This is a genomic window from Edwardsiella hoshinae NBRC 105699 = ATCC 33379, assembly GCF_000474215.1.
GTDB classification, from domain to species: Bacteria; Pseudomonadota; Gammaproteobacteria; order Enterobacterales; family Enterobacteriaceae; genus Edwardsiella; species Edwardsiella hoshinae.
Window position 1 is genome coordinate 1 of the sequence record NZ_BAUC01000078.1, and the last position, 803, is coordinate 803.

Sequence of the window (803 nt, forward strand, 5' to 3'; positions counted from 1 at the left end):
AAGCTGAGTATCATGACGCTGGCGATCATGAATATCGTCGCCGTCGTGAGTCTACGCGGGCTACCGGCAGAGGCGGAATACGGATTAAGCTCGATTTTCTACTATCTGTTTGCGGCGATCTTCTTCCTGATCCCGGTCTCGTTGGTGGCGGCGGAGTTGGCCACCGGCTGGCCGGAGAAAGGGGGGGTGTTCCGCTGGGTCGGCGAGGCCTTCGGGCCGCACTGGGCGTTCCTGGCGATGTTTATGCTATGGACCGAGGTGACGGTGTGGTTCCCGACTGCGCTGACCTTCGGGGCGGTATCCCTGGCCTTTATCGGTCCTCACCAAAGCTGGGACCAAGCGTTATCGGCTAACCGCTTCTTCATCTTGCCGATCGTACTCTGTATCTACTGGCTGGCGACCTTTATCGCCTTCAAGGGAGTGAGTACTTTCGCCAAGGTCTCCAAGTGGGGCGGGATCATCGGCACCATCATTCCGGCGGCGATCCTGATCGTATTAGGCTTCGCCTACCTGATCGGTGGCGGCACGCCGCAGATCACCCTGAGCTGGGATCAGGTGATCCCCGACTTCACCAACTTTAACAACGTGGTGTTGGCGGCCAGTATCTTCCTGTTCTACGCTGGGATGGAGATGAACGCCATTCACGTCAAGGATGTGGAGAATCCGCAGCGTAACTACCCGATCGCCATCATGCTGGCGGCGTTGGGTACCGTGGTGATCTTCGTCTTCGGCACCCTGGCTATCGCCTTTATCATTCCGCAGTCCGACATCAACCTGACCCAGAGTCTGCTGGTGGCCTTCGA

The 803-nt window shown here is 58.2% G+C and carries 1 protein-coding gene; it reads left to right on the forward strand.

Annotation, left to right across the window (positions count from 1 at the left end; translation table 11 throughout):
- Nucleotides 1–803: amino acid permease (locus tag EHO01S_RS16965; RefSeq protein ID WP_024525053.1), on the forward strand; the 803-nt coding region annotated here is incomplete at both ends.